16 protein-coding genes are annotated in these 21,286 nt (G+C 57.9%); 12 read left to right on the forward strand and 4 right to left on the reverse strand.

The features are described from left to right. Nucleotides 1-295 precede the first annotated feature (295 nt). The gene (locus Mal65_RS10970) at nucleotides 296-1,765 is read left to right on the forward strand and encodes a sulfatase-like hydrolase/transferase (protein WP_390621970.1); all 1,470 of its coding nucleotides are present in this window, start codon (nucleotides 296-298) and stop codon (nucleotides 1,763-1,765) included. Between the two features lie 188 nt (nucleotides 1,766-1,953). Here the strand turns inward: Mal65_RS10970 and rbp are convergent, their stop codons facing one another. Continuing rightward, on the reverse strand, nucleotides 1,954-2,232 hold the full coding sequence (gene rbp, locus Mal65_RS10975; protein WP_145297193.1) for an RNA-binding regulator: 279 nt from the start codon (nucleotides 2,230-2,232) through the stop codon (nucleotides 1,954-1,956). 1,010 nt (nucleotides 2,233-3,242) lie between these two features. Between rbp and Mal65_RS10980 the strand changes: the two genes are divergently transcribed. Both Mal65_RS10980 and Mal65_RS10985 read left to right on the forward strand, forming a co-directional pair. Further along, nucleotides 3,243-4,532, forward strand: coding sequence for a DEAD/DEAH box helicase (locus Mal65_RS10980; RefSeq protein ID WP_145297195.1), 1,290 nt, complete (start codon nucleotides 3,243-3,245; stop codon nucleotides 4,530-4,532). Nucleotides 4,533-4,849: 317 nt separating this feature from the next. After that, a complete protein-coding gene (locus Mal65_RS10985) occupies nucleotides 4,850-5,665 on the forward strand; it encodes an SGNH/GDSL hydrolase family protein (protein WP_196784756.1) in 816 nt (271 codons plus the stop codon). A 392-nt stretch (nucleotides 5,666-6,057) separates the two neighbouring features. Here the strand turns inward: Mal65_RS10985 and Mal65_RS10990 are convergent, their stop codons facing one another. Beyond that, on the reverse strand, nucleotides 6,058-6,876 hold the full coding sequence (locus Mal65_RS10990) for a glycoside hydrolase family 16 protein (RefSeq protein WP_145297201.1): 819 nt from the start codon (nucleotides 6,874-6,876) through the stop codon (nucleotides 6,058-6,060). Nucleotides 6,877-7,212: 336 nt separating this feature from the next. On the opposite strand from Mal65_RS10990, the gene Mal65_RS10995 reads away from it, so the two are divergent. From Mal65_RS10995 to Mal65_RS11020, 7 genes are all read left to right on the forward strand, one after another. Next, nucleotides 7,213-8,193, forward strand: coding sequence for a nucleoside hydrolase (locus Mal65_RS10995; protein ID WP_231131341.1), 981 nt, complete (start codon nucleotides 7,213-7,215; stop codon nucleotides 8,191-8,193). A 55-nt stretch (nucleotides 8,194-8,248) separates the two neighbouring features. Next, complete coding sequence (locus Mal65_RS27310) at nucleotides 8,249-8,383, forward strand: hypothetical protein (protein WP_261343540.1); 135 nt, start codon at nucleotides 8,249-8,251, stop codon at nucleotides 8,381-8,383. Between the two features lie 27 nt (nucleotides 8,384-8,410). Continuing rightward, entirely contained in the window at nucleotides 8,411-10,066 is a 1,656-nt protein-coding gene (locus Mal65_RS11000; RefSeq protein ID WP_145297207.1) for a glycoside hydrolase family 140 protein, read from the forward strand. 57 nt (nucleotides 10,067-10,123) lie between these two features. Next, nucleotides 10,124-11,515, forward strand: a complete 1,392-nt coding sequence (locus tag Mal65_RS11005) for an aldehyde dehydrogenase family protein (RefSeq protein ID WP_196784757.1) — start codon at nucleotides 10,124-10,126, stop codon at nucleotides 11,513-11,515. A 124-nt stretch (nucleotides 11,516-11,639) separates the two neighbouring features. Next, nucleotides 11,640-13,220, forward strand: a complete 1,581-nt coding sequence (locus Mal65_RS11010; protein WP_145297210.1) for a phytoene desaturase family protein — start codon at nucleotides 11,640-11,642, stop codon at nucleotides 13,218-13,220. A gap of 35 nt (nucleotides 13,221-13,255) precedes the next feature. Continuing rightward, a complete protein-coding gene (locus Mal65_RS11015) occupies nucleotides 13,256-14,086 on the forward strand; it encodes a lysophospholipid acyltransferase family protein (RefSeq protein ID WP_145297213.1) in 831 nt (276 codons plus the stop codon). Continuing rightward, nucleotides 14,083-15,273 carry a glycosyltransferase family 2 protein gene (locus tag Mal65_RS11020; protein ID WP_145297215.1) on the forward strand — a complete coding sequence of 397 codons (1,191 nt, stop codon included), beginning with the start codon at nucleotides 14,083-14,085 and terminating at the stop codon, nucleotides 15,271-15,273. Before Mal65_RS11015 ends, Mal65_RS11020 begins: the two co-directional genes overlap by 4 nt. An 8-nt stretch (nucleotides 15,274-15,281) precedes the next feature. Here the strand turns inward: Mal65_RS11020 and Mal65_RS11025 are convergent, their stop codons facing one another. Then, a complete protein-coding gene (locus tag Mal65_RS11025) occupies nucleotides 15,282-16,373 on the reverse strand; it encodes a twin-arginine translocation signal domain-containing protein (RefSeq protein ID WP_145297218.1) in 1,092 nt (363 codons plus the stop codon). Between the two features lie 257 nt (nucleotides 16,374-16,630). Between Mal65_RS11025 and Mal65_RS11030 the strand changes: the two genes are divergently transcribed. Continuing rightward, nucleotides 16,631-18,055, forward strand: coding sequence for a sulfatase family protein (locus tag Mal65_RS11030; RefSeq protein ID WP_231131342.1), 1,425 nt, complete (start codon nucleotides 16,631-16,633; stop codon nucleotides 18,053-18,055). 7 nt (nucleotides 18,056-18,062) lie between these two features. On the opposite strand, the gene Mal65_RS11035 is transcribed toward Mal65_RS11030, so the two are convergent. Beyond that, nucleotides 18,063-19,589, reverse strand: a complete 1,527-nt coding sequence (locus Mal65_RS11035; RefSeq protein WP_145297222.1) for a rhamnulokinase — start codon at nucleotides 19,587-19,589, stop codon at nucleotides 18,063-18,065. A 1,004-nt stretch (nucleotides 19,590-20,593) separates the two neighbouring features. On the opposite strand from Mal65_RS11035, the gene Mal65_RS11040 reads away from it, so the two are divergent. Then, on the forward strand, nucleotides 20,594-21,274 hold the full coding sequence (locus Mal65_RS11040; protein ID WP_165701202.1) for a DUF4332 domain-containing protein: 681 nt from the start codon (nucleotides 20,594-20,596) through the stop codon (nucleotides 21,272-21,274). Nucleotides 21,275-21,286 lie beyond the last annotated feature (12 nt).

Below are 21,286 nucleotides of genomic sequence, written 5' to 3' on the forward strand. Positions count from 1 at the left end.
ACTTGCAATGAACCACCGCTTCAGACGGCGATCGATGCGAACATTCGACTGCAATGTCCGTTTGAACGAAAGATACCGCCATGGCAAGCATCGGGCATGTTTCCGGCAGTGGCAAGTGTCAACACAAAACGTTGTTTGCAACGGTCCCGCGCGCCGCCGCGACGCACCTGTGGCCCGGCTTCGGCGGTTAAGATGACCGGGATCGACCCTTCAAAAGCGTGCCCTGATTCGCAACCAATCAATGTTGAAACGAAAAACCGCGGACGATGCCAAAACGGTCTTGGTACATCTGATCATGGTCGCGCTGTGGACGGCCGTACCTATGATCCGTGCGAATTGCGTGTCGGCAAATCCACCCAACGTCGTGATGGTGCTGACAGATGACCAAGCACCTTGGGCGTTTGCGACTGCCGTGCGTTCGGGACAATTTTCCGGTGTTCCGATTCCATCGACGCCACATCTGGACCGGCTTGCCAGCGAAGGTGCGGTGTTTCGCAATTTCTTTTGCACCACCCCGGTCTGCAGTCCCGCACGAGCCACATTGATGGCCGGTCGCTACGCAAGCGATTTGGGGATCGCGGACTTTATTCCTCAGCCCGGTCACAAGCTGTATGACCCCGACCACGCGGTCTTCTTGGATCCCGATACGACGACGACTCTGGCAGAAATGTTTCAGTCTCGCGGTTATCGAACGGGGCTGATCGGCAAGTGGCATCTTGGTGACTGGACCGACAGTAACGATCGATCAAAGCACCCGACTGCTCACGGTTTCGACACCTTCATGGGATTGACCGGCGGCGGGACCAAGCCGAGAGATCCGGAACTGGAAATCGAGGGAAAGCTGCGGCAGTTCAAAGGTCTGACGACTGACATCTTGACCGACCATGCGATCGAGTTCATTCATCAGAACGTCGACCAAACGTTCTTCTTGTGTCTATCCACCCGCGCGCCCCACGGACCTTGGTTGCCGGTCGCACCGGAGGACTGGGAACCGTACCAAGAAATGGATCCGACCATTCCAGATGAACCAGGTTTGGATAGGAAAGCGATCCGCAAGAAGATGAAAGAATACTTGGCCAGCACGACGGGCGTGGATCGAAACCTGGGGCGGCTGTTGAAAGTGATTGACGACCATCAGTTGCGCGACAAAACCGTCGTTATCTTCACGTCGGACCACGGTTACAACATGGGCCACAACGGGATCTGGCACAAAGGCAACGGGATCTGGGCGACCAAGCAGAAGCCGCCGGGCGACACGCATCATGGGGTTCGTGTGATTTCACCAAAGTACCGACCGAACCTTTATGACCTTTCGCTTCGTGTGCCCGCAATTGTCCGTTGGCCAGGGATTGTCGAGCCTTCGACCGTGGTCGACGCCACCGCGACTCACTTGGATTGGTTCCCAACACTGTGCTCCGTCGCAGGCGATGAAGCGTTCGCCGATGGTTTGCCCGGTCGCGATCTTTCGCCGCTGTTGACCGGCAACACACCCGACGATTGGGATCAAGGGTTTTATTCCGAATACGACATGATCAACTACGCACAGGCGTCCTTGCGTGGTTACCGAACGCCACAGTTCAAGCTTGTCCGCGATCGGTGGAACGAAGGTTGTGACGAATTTTACGACCTTCGGTCTGACTCCGACGAAAATGAAAACCTCATTCAAAGCGACGATCCGATAATCCGAAACGCCATCGAAGCCTTGGACGCCAAGTTGATGTCGATCGAACGTCCGGCATCGCAAGCACTTAAGATGGGACGATAGGCCGGCGTGTGTCCATGGAAAAAAGGCCACCGCTTCGCCAGTCGCCCGCACTTGAAAATGCAGGCGGCTGTGAAAGGGAGGCCTTTTAAGCTGTATCATTCATGGCAACCGATCAACATTGACCGGTCGCCGCATCGGACGACGTGAATCGTCAGGCGTTGTCGGATGCCGGTTGCATCCGAGACCTGTTACCAGCGACCGCGTCCGCCACCACCGTTGCGGTTTTCCCGCGGGCGTGCTTCGTTGACGGTGACCGGGCGGCCTGCGATTTGTTGATCGTTCAGGCCGGCGATGGCTTCTTGGCCCGCACCGCCATCACGCATTTCGACAAAAGCGAATCCGCGTGAACGACCGGTGTCACGGTCTTTGATGATGCTGACAGACGCGACATCACCGAATTCGCCGAAGGCGTTTTCGATGTCTGATTCAGTTGCTTCAAAGCTAAGATTGCCAACGTAAATGTTCATTCAAGAAACTCCAAACAAGAAATAGGTGCCGGTTTCCCGGAGGTATTTCAGGAGTTCGTAGAGGACGATCGCGCGGGGCATGCATATGACCCGTGACCATCAGATCGGTGCGTCGCACCAAGTTCCATTCCAGCCATGAAACGCCGGAACAATCGAAGAAGGGATCAATCAGAGAGCGAAACTAAATCTCGGTCCGGACGAAAATCCAACTCAACCGTTACAACAACTTGTCCGAAACTACTTTTCCAAATCTCTCTCGACTTCCTGTGGGCGATCGCCGCAGACTTGCACGCGTTGTGCATCAAACGAATTCAGCAATCGCCTTTTGGACTATCGCCTGATTCGGGTGCGGTGTCGACCCATAATCCGAAGATTGTTGTCTTTCAGCTTCAAACGACTGGCTGTCCCCCGTGGTTTTTCGTGTCAGCGGTTGCTTGGCGGCGGTGGATCGTGCGACTTGGAATTTGATGAAGTTTTCGGATTTCTCCGGTTCGGCGTTGGCTTTTTCGGCGGACAGTTGTACCCTTGCACCGTACGAACAAGCAGACGGATGCTGCTTTTCGACGTCGATCGGGTTGAATAAGACACAGAGCCGGATGGTTCTGGAGCGGTCCGATCGCGAGATAAATCGCCGGGAATCACTCTCGGTTTCTCGACCTGGTGAACGGAGAATTCACCGTCTGCTGTTGATGATTCGGTCATCTGGACCGGTTCGGACTGCGACTCGCGTTGATGGGAAACGCAACGGTTTTGGAACCTTCTTGTTGGTCCAAAACAACGCGCCGAAATTGGTTTTTTGTGATTGATCGCTCAGGCGTTCGGTCCGCTTCGGCGTCACCCACATGCATTCGCCGCAAGCCCAAGTGGTTTGTCCAGCGTCGCAACCAATCCACAAATCAGGGCCCGGTCCGCAATCGAAGTCGGACCGATCCACAAATCCACGATCAAGCAGTGGTCGCAAACCGCAACGCGGACCCTTCCGGCGACCGAAGCAAGCAAACAAAAAAGACATGAACAAATTCGATTCGATCCAACTCGCGCCCCCGATCCAAAAAGCACTGAAATCGCTGGGCTACGAGACGCCCACTCCGGTGCAAGCCCAAGCGATTCCTCCTGCGGTCGCCGGCCAAGACGTCTTGGGATGCGCACAAACCGGAACCGGAAAGACGGCCGCTTTCGCGTTGCCAATCCTGGACTATCTGGAAAACGACCGGCCCGAAATCATTCCGAACCAGCCGACGACGCTGGTGCTGGCACCGACACGCGAATTGGCGATCCAGATCGGCGACAGCTTTCGTGACTACGCCAAGCACCTGAGAATCCGGCTTGCCGTAATCCATGGGGGCGTCAATCAGGTTCCCCAAGTCAAACAAGTGCGACGCGGGGTGGATGTTTTGGTCGCCACGCCAGGCCGCTTGCTGGACTTGATGAACCAGGGCCACATCGACCTCAGCGGTGTGGAGATCTTTGTGTTGGATGAAGCCGACCGGATGTTGGACATGGGATTCTTGCCGGCCTTGAAAAAGATCATTGCCGACCTGCCCAAGAACCGCCAGTCGCTGTTTTTCTCCGCGACCATGCCGCCCAAAATTCAATCGCTTGCCGGCGAATTGCTGTTCAATCCGGTGTCCATCGACGTCACGCCAAAGACCAAAAGCGTCGACCTGATCCGCCAGTCGATTCGTTACGTCCGGCGTGAAGAAAAACTGGATTGCCTTCACCGCCGGCTGACCGAACCGAACATGGATCGGGCCATCGTGTTCACCCGAACCAAGCATGGTGCCAACGCTTTGGTGCGAAAGCTCGATCGCCAAGGTGTCGTTGCCGCTGCGATTCACGGCAACAAATCACAATCGGCCCGACAGCGTGCGTTGGACGCGTTTCGTGACAAGAAGATTTCCGTGTTGGTGGCAACCGATGTCGCCGCGCGTGGGATCGACATCGCGGGCGTGTCACACGTCATCAACTTTGACATGCCGGTCGAAGCCGAAAGCTACGTCCACCGGATCGGCCGAACAGGACGCGCCGGATGTGATGGCATCGCGATTTCCTTTTGCACAGCGGATGAAATTGATGAACTGCGGTCGATCGAAAAACTGATCGGCCGAAAAATCGACATCGAGAATCCGGATGCGAAGTTCCGCCATGACGGCGCATCGGCGGACGCTGGTAAACCGGCGAGGTCCAGCCGATCCGGAAATCGGTCCGGCGGCCAAGCCCGACAGAACCGTCGTCGCGATCGCAGTGGCAGCACCAGCGGACGTAAACGCCAATCACGTTCGGCCGCCATGGCCCGCTAAAACATCCGATAAGAATCGTCTGCTTTCGCTCCACGAAAGCAGCGACCTGCATTCCATCTCCCGCAAAGGCCCCCGTCTTCTCCTCTGGGACGACGGTGGGACAAGCCGGCGTGGTAGACTGAGCCCCTTGGATCTTCGGTCGACCGAAAGCAAGGCTTTGTTAGTGGGGGGATGCGATGACCAAAAGAACGCTTGTTGCGGTGGTCACCGGAATGGTGGTTGTCGCGGCCATGGTTGCGACAATTGAGTTTTGGTTGCGACGACCAGTCGGCGATGGGCCCGCCGGTCCAAAAGTTGCCGATGCCCCTTTTGATACCGTGTGGACCGATAGACCGGTTCAGCTTGTCGGAATCGGTGACAGTGTCACGCGAGGCTTGGGCGCGCGGACGACGGCACACAGCTATTTTCGACGGCTGATCGAAAATCCGCCGGACGAATGGTCGGATATGCGTGGCAAATGCCTTTCGGCCGTGTTGCCCAACTTGCAGGCCACGAATTTGGCCGTTTCCGGTAGCACGTCTCCGATGCATCTGGATGTCATCGAAAACGACTTGCCATCTTATCCCGACGATGTCTTCGGTTTGGTGGTCATGACCACCGGGGGCAACGACTTGATTCACAGCTATGGTCGCTTGCCGCCAAGGGAAGCCGCCATGTTTGGATCCACGTTGCAGCAGGCGTTGCCGTGGATCGACCGCTTCGAAGCACGTTTGAATCAAATGCTTCAGCGGACGATCGATCGCTTTCCCGGCGGATGCGAGATCTACCTGGCCGACATCTATGATCCGACCGACGGCGTGGGCGACGGCGCCAGTGTCTTTCTACCCGCGTGGCCAGACGGGCTAGAAATTCATTCGCGGTACAACGAAGTCATCCACCGCGCGGCGGATCGTCTGGCGTCCGTGCATTTGGTTCCGATGCACAAAACCTTTTTGGGGCACGGATCACACTGTCGTCAGTTTTGGAGGTCAACCTATGACGCCTCCGATCCACACTATTGGTTTTGGGACAACATCGAAGACCCCAACACACGTGGTTACGACGCGATACGCAGGGTGTTCTTAAACGAAATCGTGCGCAACACCAACTTGCGAATGGAATCGAACCCTCAATCGTTGGCCACCCAGGGCTAAGTCCATCCTAGCTCGAAGCATGCAACCCGCTTCATCGTCGCCTTTCGCTCCGCGAAAGCAGCGTCCCGTACTCCAAAGCCTGCCCCTGCACTCGCAGAATACCCACAAAACAATCGCATTGCATCGAACCACCAACCCCGTTCGCCTGCGACGCAACCCGGAAAAGACCCCGGTCCCCTTTGGTCGTTTAAAGTCGCCTTTCGCTCCGCGAAAGCAGCGTTCCGTACTCCAAAGCCTGCCCCTCCACTCTCCGAATACCCACAAAACATTCGCATTGCATCGAACCACCAACCCCGTTCACGGGCAACGCAACCCAAAAAAGACCCCCGTCCCCTTTACGGTCCGGTTTTGGACTGGCGGACGTTCTTGGCGTCGTGGTTTCGCGTTCGCGACTACTCTTCGCGTTGATAGACGCGGACGTAGTCGATCAGGTATTGCTGGGGAAAGATACTGTCGTCGATCTTGCCGCCCCAAGTGCCACCCAAGGCCAGGTTGATCAGCAAGTATTGAGGCTTGCGGAACGGATTGTCCGCGCCCTTGCCAGCTTTGTCGATTCGGAAGGTGTGATACTGTGTGTCGTCAAAGAAGAAGTGAATGTGGTCCTCGTCCCACTCGATCGCGTAAACATGGAAATCGGCGTACGGTTCGGCCGTTTCCAATTTGCCGTGATCCGAACGGTGTTGTCCGTCAACTGAGAAATGGGCGTTGCCGTGGACGTGCTGGGGTTCTTTGCCCACAAATTCCATGATGTCGATTTCGCCACAGCGAGGCCAACCGAGTTCGGATCGGTTGCTGCCCAGCATCCAGATCGCCGGCCACACGCCGGTGCCCTGAGGAAGCTTGGCGCGGACTTCGATACGGCCGTAGGTCCAATTTGCTTTGTGTCGCGTCACCACGCTGGCGGCTGTGTACTGGGCGTGGGATCGATTCTTCTGCCAACTTCTGGAATTTGGTTGATAGTCAGGATTGGCGTACTCTTCTTTCCGCCCTTCAATGATCAAAACGCCGTCTTTCACGCGAGCGTTTTCCGGCCGGGCCTGGGTGTAGTATTGAGCTTCTTCGTTGCGAATAAAACCGACTTCGTATCCCCACTTGGATTCATCCGGTAAACCGTCGACGTCAAATTCATCGGACCAGACAAGTTTCCAAGGTTCGGCGGAGACATCGGTGGCGGACAAGGTCAGCAACAACAGGGCGGTCAGGAAACGCATGATTGGGGAAGGCTCCGTGGGAGATGCGTGGATTGATTCGGTGGGGACAACGGACAAGTTAAGCGACGGCCGGCGATCGCGTCCACGCGGTGGGTGCGACAACTGTGCTGTCGTTCATCACTTTCGCGAAGTGGTCGGCATCCAGTGCAAAGCCGCAAGCGATGTCCAAGGAAATCAGTCTACAAGTCAGCCGATCAGTGCAGGGAAATGTTCATCGTATCGGCCGAGCGGTGTCGCGCCGGTGCCTGCGTTATACTTGCCCGCGATTGAACCAGATTAACCGTAACCAGATGAGTTTCATTGGTGCACCGCATGAGAATCCTTCGGCGTCTTTCGATGGGTCTGTTATTGATAGCGTCAGCGTTTTGGCTTGCGGTGACGCTGCAGGCGGCTGAACCGGTTTCCGTCATTTTCGACACCGACATGGCCGGTGATTGCGACGATGCGGGGGCGCTGGCGGTCCTGAATGCCTTGGCCGATCGAGGCGAAGCGGAAATCTTGGCCGTGGTGACCAACCGCAAAGACCCAGCGGGACTTTCCGGTGCCGCCTGCGATGTCATCAACACTTTCTATGGCCGCCCCGACGTCCCGATTGGGACCGACAAAGATGGTGCCAGGGCGAAGTGGAAGGGCGGAAGTTCTTACACGCCTGTTTTGGCGAAAGAGTTCGCCCATGATAGCCCCGTCGATGCGGAACTTCCCGACGCTATCGACGTTTACCGAAGAACGCTTGCATCGGCGGGCGACCAGTCGGTGGTCATTTGCAGCGTCGGCGCGCTAAGTAATTTGCAAGACCTTTTGAATTCGTCGGCGGACAAACACAGTCGGCTTTCTGGGGCTGAGTTGATCAGAAAGAAGGTTCGGCAGACGGTCATCATGGGTGGGGCGTTTCCTCGGTCGGCCAAGCCGGAAACCAATGTGCTACTCGATCCGCCCGCATCCGTGGCCGTCGTCAACGATTGGCCAGGGCCGATTGTTTGGCAGGGTTTCGAAGTGGGGGCGGCGTTGCATTGTGGTGCAGGTCTGAAACGGGCCGCATCCAACAATCCGGTCCGACGGGCATTCGAAGTGCGGCCGTACTTGGGCCAGTTTGCCATCGATCATGGAAAGCCCGCTCATGACCAGGCCGCCGTGTTGATCGCGGTTCGTGGCCCTGAACCATCGCTGTGGAAAGTCAGCGCGAAGGGAAGAGTCGTCGTTGATTCCGACGGTCACAACGAATGGTACCCTGGTGCCAATCATCAGCATCAATACGTGTCGATCAAAGGACGTCCCGATCGTCTGATTCAAATGATCGAAGAATTGATGCTCAAGTGATCGGGTGTCGGTTCGTGGCAAAACGAAAGGCGTTTTCTGTGAATCGATTAATTGTGTGAGAAAGACGTGCCCAGGCAATTTGCATATGGGCTATTTGGTGGGGCTTTCGGCCGGCGAACAAATCGCGACGGGGAATCGTGAATTGACCCAGTGTGATGAATTTCGCCGCTTGGAATTTGCCGCTAGTTGAATTGATTGAAGGTAAGGGCCTTTTGTGATGAATCGAGTTTTACAAATCCGACCGGCGTTGGCGTCGGTGTTTCTGGTGTGTGTTTGTACGTGCGGTGTGGCTGACGCCATGTCGGTCGTTAGTGCCGCGAAGGATGCACCGCAGTGGCAGGAATGCGAGATCGAGTTTTCAGCGACTGGTCGCTACGACAACGCCTACATTGATTGCAAAGCCTGGGTGGACTTTGTGCATGACGACGGGACGAAGATCCGCCGTCCGATGTTCTGGGATGGCGGTCAAACTTTTCGGGTGCGATTCGCTTCCACCAAGTCGTCGGGGACTTGGAAGTGGACGTCGGGCAGCGGTCCGGTTGATGATGGTCTGCATGACCTTTCCGGTGAACTGACTGCTCGACCGACCGGAGTGGCTGAAACGATTTTCCAGCGGCATGGTTTCTGGTCGATCCCTGCAGGGGAACGGAACTTGGTGCACTCCGATGGCAAGTCGTGCTTTCTGTGTGCGGATACTGCGTGGGCGCTTCCCTGGCGTGCCACGGTTGATCAAGCCGTTCGTTATGCCGATGACCGAGCGGAGAAAGGGTTCAACGCCGCACTGCTGATGACCGTGATGCCGGATTCCAATACGACGGGACCTCGATCTCGCACCGAAGATAAAGGTTTCGCTGTGGGATTCGAAGACTTGCCGAAGGGGCAATTGCGTGAGTTGAACGCAGAGTATTTTCAGTACTTTGATTCTCTGGTGGATGCCCTGGTCCAACGTGGCATCGCGCCCGTCTATCAGCCTGTGTTTCATGGCTATGGATGGAAAGGCGGCGGGACCGCGGGTAACAAAGTCAGCGCGGATGATTATGCCCGGTACTGTCGTTACTTGGTGGCACGCTACGGTGCTCGACCAGCGATCTGGTTGATCGGTGGAGACGGGCCGGCGGTCAATCCGACCGTCGTCGAACAATTGGACCAGTCGGGGCAAGAAATCGAACGTTGGGATGCGTACCGGCAACCGACGGGCATCCACTACTCGCCTCATGCTTGGAACCGAACCCATCAAGACAAGACGTGGCTGGATTTTCAGTGGTGCCAAACGGGACACAACGGCGAACATGTGCCGGAACGTGTTGCCGACATGTGGCGAAACTTGCCCGTCAAAGCCGTCGCCAATGGCGAACCGACTTACGAGAACATCGGCGAAACCGGCAAAGGTGCGGGGTGGTGGCAGGGTCACGAAGCGATCTGTAACGTCACCGCCGGTGGAACGATGGGGGTGGTGTACGGGGCGGCGAGTCTGTGGAATTGGGTGCTTCATCCCGACGAACCCGGCCACGAAGTTTGGTGCACCGCTCCGGGAGCGGGTTGGGAAGAAGCATTGGAATTCGAGGGCTCGCGATATCCCGGCGTGCTGGCAAAGATCATGAACCAGTATCCGATTCGTGGCATGCAACCGGACTGGACCTGCACGTACGGTCGTCGAGGCTTGTTGATTCCCGACAAGCTTTTTGTGCTGTATCTGCCCACCGGTGGCAGAACGGCGATCGTTTCGACGGAGGTGCCAAACGCGTATCGTGTTTACGACTTGAAGACCGGTCAGGTTGTCGACAAAGGTCGCTTGCCCGACGATCGTCGCCGTTCGATCGATGTCGGTGTCACCGATCAACCACGGTTGGTCGTGTTTCATTCCGAAGGCTAGAACGTTCCTCAAGCCGGCCTCGGCGAAAAAAGACCCCCGTCCCCTTTTAGGGTTGCTGTGTTTCAGACTGATCGGAAATTGCGATGTCGGGTGGTGGGGGCGGCGCGGCATCAGGTGGTGCGGCGGGTTGATGCGTTGGTCGACGCTTGTCGTAGTGCACAGCGAACGGTGGACAGCGAAACGGTCGCTGCGGAGCTGATTCCGTTGTGCGACGCGTTGAAGTTCATCGCCGATCAGGGACCCAAAATTTTGGCCGATCGGCGGGTCGGGACCCGCGGTCGAGCCGTCTGGTTGTGGGGCGTCCAAAGCCGAGTCCAGCGGGTGCCGTGGGGTGATGTGCTGATCTTGGCGGCTTGGAATTATCCGTTGCTGTTGCCCGGAGTGCAGTTGGCCCAAGCGCTGGCCGCGGGGAACCGTGTTTGGGTCAAGCCCGCGCCGGGCTGTGAGTCCGCGACACGGATCTTGGCGGATTGCTTTTTTGACGCCGGCGTCCCCACGGATTGCTTGTCGATCCTGGATTCGACCGTCGACGCGGCGACGCGGCGGATCGATCAAGGCGTCGACTTGGTGGTGCTGACCGGCGGTGTGGCGACGGGGCGGACCGTGATGCACGCTTTGGCCGAAACCGTGACGCCGTCGATCATGGAACTGAGCGGCTGTGATGCGATGGTCGTCTTGCCGGGGGCGGACCTGGACCGTGTTGCTTCGGCGGTACGTTTCGGTCTGACGTTCAACGCGGGCGCGACTTGTATCGGGCCGCGACGTTTGCTGATCGGTGCCGATGGGGGGAAGGATTTGTCGACGCGGCTTTCACCGATGCTGTCATCCGGCAAGCCGCTGGTGGTGCATCCCAGCGCGCTTGGCACCGTCGTCGAGTTGGTCGAAGAAGCGTTGGATCGCGGGGCGAGGGATTTTTTGGGTTTGTTCGATCTTCAGCGGCTTCGGAATGATCGTTCGATGCATCCTTTGATCCTGACCGACGTTCCAGATGATTGTCGGATCGGCCACAGCGACGTGTTCGCGCCGGTGATGACGGTTGATCGGTGCGGCGACGAGGAATCTGTGGTGCGACGCGTCAATGATTGCCCATACCGTCTGGCGGCATCGGTCTTTGGTCCCCATGATCAGGCGCGACGATTGGCCGACCGGTTGAGCGTGGGCAGTGTGGTCGTGAACGATCTGATTGCACCGACGGCGGACGCCAGGTTGCCGTTCGGCGGGCGGGGTGCGAGCGGTCACGGCGTGACTCGAGGACCGGAAGGCTTGTTATCGATGACGACGGTTCGTGTGATCAGCCGGCGAAAGGGATCGGTGACGCCGCACTTGTCACCGCCCCAACAATCCGATGCCGATTTGCTGTCAGGTTCGCTGGCGATGACGCACGGCAAAGGCTGGCGGCAAAAATGGCAAGGTTTGAAGCGGGTGGTTGCTGCGGCCCGTCGTCGCTAGGCCACCGCAAAGACGGTTGACGATGCCTGTTGCACCGGTTTGCCGGTAAACTGATGGGGCGTTTGCGATTCCAGCCGTCGCGCCCCCACGACCATTCACTCACGCTTTCGATTCAGGAAGAACCATGATTGCATCGGAATCCCCATCGCGTCGTATTGTCGTGATCGGCGGCGGTTTGGCCGGCTTGTCATCGGCTTGCGTATTGGCCGCTCGTGGTCACAGTGTCGTTTTGCTGGAGAAAAACGAATGGGTGGGCGGCAAGGCGGCGGTGCATCGCGCCGAAGGCTACCGTTTCGACATGGGGCCGACGATCGTGACGTTGCCCAGCGTGCTGAAGAAGGTCTTTTCCGAAGCCGATCGGGCGATGGAAGATTACTTGGACATGATCCCGCTGGATCCGCAGTGGCGATGCTTCTTCGATGCCGATGAATCCGGCGGGCATCCTGCGTCGGTCTTGGACTTGGTCCCCAATATCGACCAAATGAAGAATCACCTACGTGATTTCACCGGTGGTGATCAGAACGGCAATGGATATGAGAAGTTCATCCAGTTGAGCCAGCAACTGCACGGCGTTTCGGACCGCTTTTTCTTCTGGCGCAGCGTCGGCGGATTGCGTGACACGATGGAAGTCGGCGGTGCTTTCAACGCCGCGGTTTTGAAAGACGTGATGTCGTTGCGGATGGGCAAAAGTGTGGCGTCGGTGGTGCGTTCACACGTGCCCGATCATCGTGTCGCCCAGATGATGGACCACTTTACCCAGTACGTTGGTTCGTCGCCCTATCAGTCGCCCGCGGTGTTGTGTGGAATCGCCCACATGCAAACCGAGGAAGGCATTTGGTACCCGATGGGTGGCACTCGAGCGGTTCCCGAGGCCTTGGAAAAGCTGGCCGGGGAATTGGGTGTGGAAATACACACCGAAACCGACGTCATGCGGATCGAACAAGACGGCAATCGTGTCACGGGTGTGGTGACCGTCGACGGCCAGACGTTCCCCTGCGATGCGGTGGTCAGCAATTGCGATGCGGTGCGGACGTACCGCGAATTGCTGAAAGATACCCCGGTATCCAAGTCCTTTGAAAAGAGCAACAAGTACGAAGCGGCCTGCAGCGGCGTCGTCCTGTACCTGGGACTCGATCGCCGGTTCGACCAGTTCTTGCACCACAACTTTGTGTTCTCGAGAGACGCGGAAGAGGAATTCGATTACATCTATCGTCGCGGTGAACCGGCACCCGATCCCACGGCCTATGTTTGTGCACCCGCCGTCAGCGAACCGGCTGTTGCACCGGAGGGCGGCGAGGCGCTGTACATTCTGGTCCACACGCCGTACCTGCGACCCGGACACGATTGGAAAAAGATGCTGCCGGAGTATCGTGAAGTGATCCTGGACAAGCTGGAGAAGACCGCCGGCGCGACGGGCATTCGCGATGCGATTCGTTACGAAGCGTCGTTGACCCCCGAGGGGATTCATCACCGTTATCGCGTGTTGAACGGCGCGATCTATGGTTTGGCGAGTCATGGGAAATACCTGGGGGCGTTCAAGCCGGGCAATCGCCGTCGTGATTTGAAAGGCTTGTACCTGGCCGGCGGTGCGGCGCATCCCGGGCCGGGGATGCCGATGGTTTTGATGAGCGGTTGGATCGCCGCGGATTCGTTGGACCAGGACGCTCGCGCGGGATCACTGCAAACGACCGGCGTCGGCGTCTGACTTTGAAACGTTCGAACGACGGCGAACAGCCCACGATGACGAAATCGCGATCGGATCGGGACGACCACTTGCCGCCGATACCGGGTTGGTTCCAGGACGGGTTTCATCGTTTCTTGAAGCCCTATTTGCGTCGTCACTTCCATGCGATCGCGATCGAATCGGACACGCGGGGTGCGTTGAATGTTCCCTCGGACGTTCCGCTGATCGTTTACGCGAACCATCCGTCGTGGTGGGATCCGCTGATCGCCCACTTCGTCAATCGCGTCAGCTTTCCCGGTCGACAATTTTGGGCTCCGATCGATGCCGATGCGTTGCGTCAGTACGAAGTGTTCAAAAAGCTGGGGTTCTTTGGCGTTCAGCTGAATAGCAAATCGGGTGCGGCGGATTTCTTGAAAGCCAGTCAACTGGCTCTGCATCATCGTGATGACCAGGGCAATTGTGATGGAGCGTTGTGGGTGACGCCGGAGGGACGATTCTGCGACCCGCGTGATCACACCGCCGCGTTGATGCCGGGGTTATCACATCTGTGCCAGCGACTTTCATCCGGTGTCGTGTTGCCGCTGGTGATGGAGTACGCGTTTTGGGACGAGCGATTGCCGATGTGCTTGCTGACCGCCGGGCAAGTGATGGACGTGTCACAGCATCCGGACTGGGACAAGGCGATGTGGAACCAGCGGTTGACCGAGTCGATGCGATCGGCGCAGGATCGATTGGCCGGGTTGGTGGTGGATCGTGACAGTGGCCCCTTCACGAATTTGCTGGCCGGTAAGAAAGGCACCGGCGGGCTGTATGATTGGCTGCGGCGATCCAAGAGCATGTTGACGGGGAAACGTTACAAAGCCACGCACGGGGACCAGTTTTCATGATCTGGTTGCTCGTTGCGATCATTCTGGTGCCCCTGGTGGCGTTGCCCGCGGCGATGTTTGCGGTCAACGTGCGATTGTTCATGCTGGGATCATCCGATATTTCTGGTTTGGATGGATCCGAACAGGGGAAGGCTGTCTCAGTCTTAGTGCCCGCGCGTGATGAGGCTGCGGGGATCGAGGCCTGCGTGCAGGCGGCGCTGGCCAGTCGGAACGTCGAAGTGGAAGTGGTCGTGATGGACGACGGTTCGACGGACGGTACCGACCAGATCGTCCAGCGTTTGGCATCCCAAGACGACCGTGTCGTGTATTGCCAGGGAAAGGCGTTGCCCGACGGTTGGAACGGCAAACAATTCGCTTGTTGGCAATTGTCGCAAGCGGCCCGCCATGACCGGATGGCTTTCATCGATGCCGATGTGCGGTTACAACCCGATGCACTGGAGATCCTGAGTCGCCGGATGGATCGTACCGGAGTGGCGTTGTTGTCGATGTTCCCACATCAGGAAACCGGAACTTTCTGGGAAAAGTTGCTGATCCCGATGATGCACTATGTGTTGCTGGGATACCTGCCGATGGCTCGGATGCGGGCCAGTGATTCGCCGGGTTTTGCCGCCGGATGTGGCCAATTCTTTCTGACCGATCGTGATGCTTACCGGACGGCGGGCACGCACGAAGCGATTCGTGGATCGCGTCACGATGGCGTGAAGCTGCCGCGGGCGTATCGCACCGCCGGATTGATGACCGACGTGGTCGATGGGACTCATTTGGCCCGGTGCCGCATGTACCACAACGCCGCGGAGGTGTTCCGGGGTGTCCTGAAGAACGCGACCGAGGGGATCGCCAGCCCGCGTTTGATCGTGCCGTTCAGCATCCTTTTGATCGGTGCTTCGGTGGCACCGACCTTTTTGCTGGTCGCCTATGCCTGGGGGTGGGCCTGGGGTTGGGCTTCGGGCAACACGGATCCCATTTTGCCTGCGGTCGACATGGCCATCGGTGCCATGATCGTCGGGCTGTTCGTGATGTCGATCTATCCGCGAGCGATGGCCGCGATCGTGTTTCGTCAATCCTGGACGGGAGTGATCTTGCACCCGATCGCGGTGTTGGTCTTCATCCTATTGCAATGGATCGCTTGGATGCAATCGTTGCTGGGGATTCAAGTCGCCTGGCGCGGACGCGTCGAAAAACCGTGAACGTCGACCTAGACGCGTTCCAGTTTGATCGGCGCTGTGTGGTTTGCGTTCCACTGACAGACATACAGGTTCTTGTCGTCGTCGACGCAGACGTCGTGGCCGTGCATGAAAGGACAGTCGTCGGTCTGGTAAGACTTTTGCAGTTTGCCGTCCTGGTATTCCGGTTCGGTGCCGCCGGGATTGGACACGACTTTATCGCCGTCCAGAATCATCATGAAACCGGTGTGGCCTTTCCAAGCCGAACCGCCCTCCTTGGGCGTCGACCAGCAAACGCCGGCATAGATATTCGTGTCGTCGACAACCGGACGACAGATTCGCATGTTGGGCAGGGCAACCGTTTTGACGTACTGGCCGTCCAACGTGAAGTACTTGAAACAGCATTCCGAACGTGACGTGCAAACCAACAGCGGCTGATTTGGATCACGACGATCGATGGCCACGCCGTGCGCGTTTTTTAGGTTCAGATTTGGATCGTCGTTGTCGCGTCCGCCGAAGTGCCGAATGTATTCGCCTTTCCAGTTGTACTGGATGATGAAGTCTTTGCCGTAGCCGTCGGCGACATAGATGTCACCGTTATCGGCGACGGCGGTTTCGGTGGGATTGAAAAAGTCACCGGGTTCATACAGGCCGATCGTCTGTGGGTGGCCGATGTCAAAGATCACGCGACCGTCACGCGTGGTCTTGGTCACACGACCGGCGTTGCGGATTGATTTACCGTTGGCGTCCAGCGTCCAGCCCGAATCGGTGACCAACAGGTTTTGTTCGTCGCCTTCGTCCACCAACGTCAATCCGTGGCCGCCGGGGAACATCGTGCCCCAGGTGCTGAGCAGTTCGCCGGACTTGTCGAAAATCATGATGTTGTTGTGCGGGTGATCGCCCACCATGATCAGTTGACCGTCACGGTCTTGGACCATTTCGTGACAGTTCAGGATTGGGTATCGCAGCGGGCTGACTTTGGCCCAATCGTTGATCACGCGATACCGATAATCGCCATGGCCGATGACGGGCCGTTCCGCTTCGGCGGCGGACGATGATCGGGAAAGAATGGTGACGGATGCGGCGATGGCGGCGGATTGTTTGACGAAGTCGCGTCGTTGCATGTCGTGGTCAGTGCCGGCTGGAAAGAAAGGGGAATGGGTTTGTCGTGATCGGAATTCAGCGGGGGAAGTATCGTCACCGACCGCCGCACTGTCTTGCACATCAGCCGCACGGCTGTGCAAAAAAGCGGCAAGGTTTGTCAACGCCGTTCTTCGCCGCCGGTTAGGGCGATGGACCCAGCGGTGCAGGTGGTTTTGATACAATCCGCGACCTTTTCCGTGACGCTTCGACCCGCCAATTTTGCGAGCCTACCGCCACCGTGGACCGACCTAACATCATCTTCATCATCACCGACCAGCAGCGGTATGACACGATCGCCGAGCTGGGGTTTCCCCACATGGACACGCCGAATTTGGATCGGTTGGTTCGCGAAGGCGTCAGCTTTGATCAGTGTCACGTCACGGCGGCGTCTTGTGCGGCGGCCCGGGCCAGCTTGTTCAAAGGCTACTTTCCCCACACCACGGGGATTTTGAAGAACGCCGATCGCTGGCGTCGCAGCTGGATCGAATCGCTGAACGACGCCGGTTATCACTGCACGAACATCGGCAAGATGCACACGTGGCCCTATCAAACCGAGCTGGGCTTTCACGAACGCTTTGTCGTTGAAAACAAAGACCGGTATCTGGAAGGCCGCTATTACTTTGACGAATGGGACAAGGCCTTGCGTGCCCGCGGGCTGGTCAAACAGCAACGCGAAATCTATCGCAAGCGTGCCGATTACGACGAATCACTGGGAGCGTTTGATTGGGAATTGCCCGCCGACACGCACCCGGACAACTTCGTCGGCGACATGGCGTCGTGGTGGATCGAGACGTATCCCCAGACCGAGCCGCTGTTTCTGCAGATCGGATTCCCCGGTCCTCACCCACCCTATGATCCGGTTCCCGAGGCATCGGCGGCCTACATGCAGAAGGAATTGCCGCTGTTGCCCGTCAGCGACCAGGAACTGGAAAACCAGCCGCCGGCGCTGAAGGAATTGCGAGTCCACAACCGCGACATCGATCACGACAGTGTTGTCATGCCGTTGCACCCGAGCCAACAGCAACGGCATCGCCAGCGTGCCTATTATTTGGCCAATGTTACGATGATCGACCAAAAGGTCGGCCAGATCATGCAGTCGCTTGAAAAGGCGGGGTACCTGGAAAACAGCATTCTGATTTTCACCAGTGATCATGGCGACTGCTTGACCGACCACGGCCAGAGTCAAAAGTGGACGATGTATGACCAGATCACTCGTGTCCCGATGATCGTCTGGTCACCGGATCGGATTCGCGGCGGCCGGCGTATCGAATCGCTGGTTCAACAAATGGATTTGGGGCCGACGATTCTGCAGTGGGCGGGTGTCGAGGTGCCGGAATCGTTGGAAGCGGAATCATTGATGCCCGCGGTCAACTGCGATGATTTTTCCGGGCGACCGTACGTGTACTGTGAACAGGCACGCGATGCGGTGCTGACCGGATGTCAGTTCATGACGATGGTCCGTGACCGACAATACAAACTGGTGCACTTTCTGGACGAACCAGACGGGCAACTGTTTGACTTGCAAGCGGACCCTGGCGAACTGGACAATCGCTGGAACGATGCGAATCTGGCCGAAGTCAAACAACGATTGTTGGCGGAGCTGCGTGAGTGGCGGATCCGCAGCGGTTTGACGACCAAAGACTGGTGCCAGGATTGGCGATAGACACGACCTATGATTCGGCGGCCAATTGATTGAAACGTTCGGCCGGTGCATCCCAAATCGATGCATCGGACGGTTCAAAACGTTTGGCGGCGAAGCTGTCGCGGATCAACACACGAGCTTCTTCGATCGAATTCAATTGCCCGGTACCCAGCATTTGCATCACCACGTTGCCGATCGCGGTGGCTTCGGCCGGGCCGGCGACGACCGGACGGTTACAGGCGTCGGCGGTCATCTGGCACAGCAATTCGTTCTGTGAACCGCCGCCGACAATGTGAATGGTTTTGATTTCGCTGTCGGTCAATTGTTCCAGCATGGCCAAGCACGCGCGATACCGCAGGGCCAAACCTTCCAGCGCGGCCCGGTACAACGTCGCGGGTGATTCGGGTTTCTTTTGACCCGTCTTGGCGGCGAATGCTTCGATGGCGTCGATCATGTCCGGCGGTGCCAAGAAGTCGCCGTGGTCGGGATCGATCAACAGTTCGAACGGTTTGGCGTCGGCGGCCTGAGCGGCCATTTCGGCCCACTGGACATCGTGGCCCCGTCGCGCCATCGCTTGGCGAATCTGTTGGAACACCCACAGGCCGCCGATGTTCTTCAGCAACCGTGTGCTGTTTCGAACGCCGCCTTCGTTGGTGAAGTTCAGTTCGCCACAGAGCGGCGTGACCTTGGGGGCGGGCAATTCACAACCCATCAGCGACCAAGTGCCCGAGCTGATGTAGCACCAATCGGGCCGCTGGGGTGCGAACCCGTCGGCCGGGACGGCAACAACCGCGGATGCGGTGTCGTGGGTCGCGGGGACGACGACGGGGACGTCCACCAGTCCGGTGATGTTGGAGACCGACGGCAGGATGTTGCCGAGCGTCGTACCTGGTTCGGTCGGTTCACATAGGAAGGAATGCGGGATGCCAAAGCCGTCCAGCAAGTCCACGCACCACTTCTTGGTCCGCGGATCCAGCATCTGGGTGGTCGAAGCATTGGTCACTTCGATCGACTTTTCGCCGGTCAGCATCCAGTGGAACAGGTCGCCCATCATCAGGAACGATCGAGCGGCATCCAACGAAGTCTCGCCCGCCTCGGTCGCAGCGAACAATTGGAACAGGGTGTTGATCTGCATGAACTGCAGCCCCGTTTCCTGGAAAATCTGTTCCCGGGGGACTCGATCAAATGCCTTGTCCAAGATGCCATTGGTTCGGGGATCGCGGTAACACCGGACCGGTCCGGTCATCTGGTCGTTGCGATCGATCAGGCCAAAATCCACGCCCCAGGTGTCAACGCCGACGCTGCGAACCTGATCAAATTCGTTGGCGGCTCCCGTCAGCCCGTCTTGGATGTTTTGCCAAAGCGAAAGGACGTTCCAGTACAGCGAATCGTGGACTCGGACCGGGTGGTTGGCGAACCGGTGCATTTCGCGAATGACCAGTTTCTGGCCGCCCGACGGGCCGTCCGCCATGCCGCCCGCGATGACACGGCCGCTGGAGGCGCCCAGGTCGACTGCCAGGTGGACGGGGCTTTGCGGATCGAGTTCGGCGGTCATCGCGTGGGTCCGAGGCAAGAGAAGCTTGGCGAGGGAGATCGCATCGTTGGCGGGCACAGAGGGGCATTTTCCGCTCCCACGTGGAAACGGCAACCGGGGGAGACGATTCGTCGTCGATCGCGGACCGTCCGTCTCAAGGCGTTGTCAAAGTGACTTCACTGGGTGCCGTTTCGATGCCAGCATTTACTTGGTCGGATGGGGTGTTTGGGTGGTTTGCGTTAAGTCTGTCCGGCCGTCCCGAAAATGGTGGAAATTTCGTAAATGGTTTGGCGCGGGACGTTTAGGATCGGAGCCGCAGACGGTGGAAGGCGATTTGAAAGAACTGCGGTTGACCCGCGATTCGCAGGGCGTACCTTAGTGTTCGTCGGCCAACGGTTCCCCGAAACGGGGCCGATTTTCGCCGGCTGTTGTCCGCGTAAGTTTATGTCGGACAAAGATTTAAAGACCAATCGATGAATCGGGACTCGGCCTGTGCGGGTTTCGAAAACACCGACTCCGCGAGTTCGCTTCGCGTGGGGTGTGACGCGGTCAGCTTGCGGCCACGGGCTGACATCGTTGGCGGTCGTCGGCCGGGGTGATCCGGTCATGGCGGCAGCTCTCGACAACCTCACGGGCCGGCGCACAAGACGTGCCCGGCCGCGAACGCTCGCCGGAAAATTCTCACGCCTTTCCCAGGCTTTCTTTGACCCGTCGCTTGTGGGCCGTTTCTGGCAAACTTTTCGCGAATCGCAAGTTTTGGCTCAAGGTCCCTTAGGAATCTGATCTGGCGGCCGGGCGACCTGATTTTTTAACAGCGGATTGTTCGGTGATTTCGTTCGGACGCTGCCGGGATGCAGCGGGTCGGATCGGCGGACCGGATTCACTTTGCTTTGGTGTCACGATTTGTATCGCGATTGATCTCGTACCCGGCCAGTGATGATGGTTTCGACAGGATCCCGAATCTCCTCTTTTTCTCTCTCCTTGTCTTTTCTTCGTTCCCTGACGTCCATGGATGGTGGTCAAGCATGCTGCGAACATTTCTGAAGTTTTGGGGTCAATGGAATTCTGCCTCGGATCATTGCGGTGACGAATCTGCGATGAAGCGTGATGCGGAAGTCGTTTTGTTTGCCGATCTTCGCCAATCAGGACGGCGTCGTTCGTCAAAGAAGCTGGCGAAGGTTGCCGCCGACACGAACCCGATGGTGGCGGCTGATCCGATGGGACAGTCGGTGCCGGCTGGTCCGTTGACATCCGATGCGTCACGTCCGACGCCCAGTCATCGTGCACGAGTGTTGGGCATGAATCTGAAGCACACGAAACTGTGCACGGATCGACGTTGCGATCGCTTGGCTTCGGTCGGCGTGATCACCGCGGGTGACTTGATGACGGCAGAACCGTTGGCGATCGCCAAGAAGATGGGCGCCCCTGCCAAGGCCGAGGCCACGCTGCGTCGATACCAACAAGCGATCCGATTGTCGGCGGCCGTGCCTGGATTGATGCCTCGCGATGCATCGTTATTGGTGTCGATTCACCGAAAGTCGATTCGCGCGTTGGCCATCGATTCGCCGGCGATGCTGCACCGTGATTTGGAACGTTTCGCGCTCAGCAGTCGCGGTCAACGTGAAATGAAAGGCCGGCGTTTGCCCAGTCTGCGTCGCGTCCGGCGTTGGATTGAAGCGTCCAGTTCGCTGCAGGTCGCCGTTTGAGTAATCTTCGCA

It is taken from the genome of Crateriforma conspicua, assembly GCF_007752935.1.
Classification (GTDB): Bacteria; Planctomycetota; Planctomycetia; order Pirellulales; family Pirellulaceae; genus Crateriforma; species Crateriforma conspicua.

Coding starts and splice junctions, on each gene's coding strand:
- Mal65_RS10970 (WP_390621970.1), top strand. CDS start 296: ATGGTCGCGCTGTGGACGGCCGTACCTATGATCCGTGCGAATTGCGTG.
- rbp (WP_145297193.1), bottom strand. CDS start 2,232: ATGAACATTTACGTTGGCAATCTTAGCTTTGAAGCAACTGAATCAGAC.
- Mal65_RS10980 (WP_145297195.1), top strand. CDS start 3,243: ATGAACAAATTCGATTCGATCCAACTCGCGCCCCCGATCCAAAAAGCA.
- Mal65_RS10990 (WP_145297201.1), bottom strand. CDS start 6,876: ATGCGTTTCCTGACCGCCCTGTTGTTGCTGACCTTGTCCGCCACCGAT.
- Mal65_RS10995 (WP_231131341.1), top strand. CDS start 7,213: ATGGGTCTGTTATTGATAGCGTCAGCGTTTTGGCTTGCGGTGACGCTG.
- Mal65_RS11000 (WP_145297207.1), top strand. CDS start 8,411: ATGAATCGAGTTTTACAAATCCGACCGGCGTTGGCGTCGGTGTTTCTG.
- Mal65_RS11010 (WP_145297210.1), top strand. CDS start 11,640: ATGATTGCATCGGAATCCCCATCGCGTCGTATTGTCGTGATCGGCGGC.
- Mal65_RS11015 (WP_145297213.1), top strand. CDS start 13,256: ATGACGAAATCGCGATCGGATCGGGACGACCACTTGCCGCCGATACCG.
- Mal65_RS11020 (WP_145297215.1), top strand. CDS start 14,083: ATGATCTGGTTGCTCGTTGCGATCATTCTGGTGCCCCTGGTGGCGTTG.
- Mal65_RS11025 (WP_145297218.1), bottom strand. CDS start 16,373: ATGCAACGACGCGACTTCGTCAAACAATCCGCCGCCATCGCCGCATCC.
- Mal65_RS11035 (WP_145297222.1), bottom strand. CDS start 19,589: ATGACCGCCGAACTCGATCCGCAAAGCCCCGTCCACCTGGCAGTCGAC.
- Mal65_RS11040 (WP_165701202.1), top strand. CDS start 20,594: ATGCTGCGAACATTTCTGAAGTTTTGGGGTCAATGGAATTCTGCCTCG.